This is a genomic window from Candidatus Thiosymbion oneisti (genome assembly GCF_900092655.1).
Lineage (GTDB): Bacteria > Pseudomonadota > Gammaproteobacteria > Chromatiales > Chromatiaceae > Thiosymbion > Thiosymbion oneisti.
The window spans coordinates 1-1,529 of record NZ_FLUY01001827.1; the positions used below are offsets into that span (position 1 = coordinate 1).

General features: G+C 59.2%; 1 protein-coding gene. It reads left to right on the plus strand.

What is annotated here, in order from left to right:
* Window positions 1-531: 531 nt before the first annotated feature.
* Window positions 532-1,529, plus strand: a 998-nt coding sequence (locus BQ17_RS19530) for a porin (protein ID WP_089730000.1), incomplete at its 3' end; no start/stop codon positions are given.

The following is a 1,529-nucleotide window of genomic DNA, read 5'->3' on the forward strand; positions in this document are numbered from 1 at the left end:
GGTTGCGTTTCGACGCCCAACGGCTCATTGATCGACGGCCAGGCCGGCACCCGCGTCTCAACGCAACCTACACCCGGATTATCCCCGCGCTGCCGGCCCGCGCGGCCTCGCGTTAAGTGTACGCGCTGTTGATCCCGAAGCCCAGTGACAGGGCTGAACGCGCCGTAACCCAACACGCCGCATCCCGCAGTCAACGCCAAATAACCCAGGACTGCACTCGAACAGGCACCGTGCCGAACGCGGCGTAACGCAACCCGACGCTCGGATCCGTTTTAACCAGACAGCTTCTAAGCACCGCGGGCGCTTCGGGTGTAGCCCGTACCTGTCCGAGGGGGAGGAATTGGGGGATGTCTGCCTGGGGGCTATCCTGTGGGCCGCATGTGCCAGAAAAACAACAGTTTGTCATTTTTGTATCTTTTTCCAAAATAATTGTTGCATAAAGTTGCTCACTGACCTATTATTGACTGTGAAGGCACACCACGCGTTTGGTTTTTGTGGATTTTCGGCAAATCAACAACAGGGGAGAACCCGATGAACAGAAAGCTCATTTCCCTGGCGGTTGCGGCCGCCGTCACTGCTCCGGCAGCGGCCCTGGCCGACGCCACCCTCTACGGCAAGGCCCACGTGAGTATCGACTGGTTCGACATCAAGGAGATCGACTACAAAGGCTGGGGCCTGAACAGGGGTAAGATCGGTAAAGGTAACAGCCGTGCCAGTCGGCTCGGCGTCAAGGGCTCCGAGGATCTGGGTGCCGGCCTGAAGGCCATCTATCAGGTCGAGTTCGGTATACCGCTGGCCAACGAAAGGAACTACCATATCGCTGACGGCGAGTTCAATACCGGCAGCGGGGAGACCGGGCTCAAGATGCGTAACAGCTATGTCGGTCTGAAGGGTGACTTCGGTACCTTCCTGGCGGGCCGTCACGACACGCCGCTCAAGATCTCCACCAGCAAGCTGGAGCTGTTCAACGACACCATGGCCGACTACGAAGGCACGGTCGGCTTCGACGATATCCGCGCCGACAACGCCATCCTCTATGTCACCCCCAGCTTCAGCGGCTTCCAGTTCGCCGCAGCCACCATACCTGGCTCCGCAAGCACGAGAGATGGACTCCCAAACCGCAAGTCGGATAGCCTGTCCGAGGGTTACTCCCTCGCTGCCACTTACGGAAATGGCCCCTGGTACTTCGGTGCTGCCTATGAGGTGTTGACCGACCAACTCAGCACTCAGAAGGCCGTCGCCACCATGGCCGAGGACGTCCTCGCCGATCCCAACAGCACCTCCGAGGAGAGGGCATACGCAACCACCCTCCTCAACGACGCCAACGCCGTCAGCACCGCGGATTTCAAGAAGTGGCGTGTCGGTTTGGGCATCCGGGATCTGAGTGGCTTCTACCTGAGTGCTATCTACGAGAAGCAGAAGGCCGTCGACTTCGTGGAAAAGATCGGCACCAAAGACAACGACGCCGATCTGTGGCAGGGCCAGCTCGGCTATGCCTTCGGCAACAACATGATCAAGGGCATGTATGG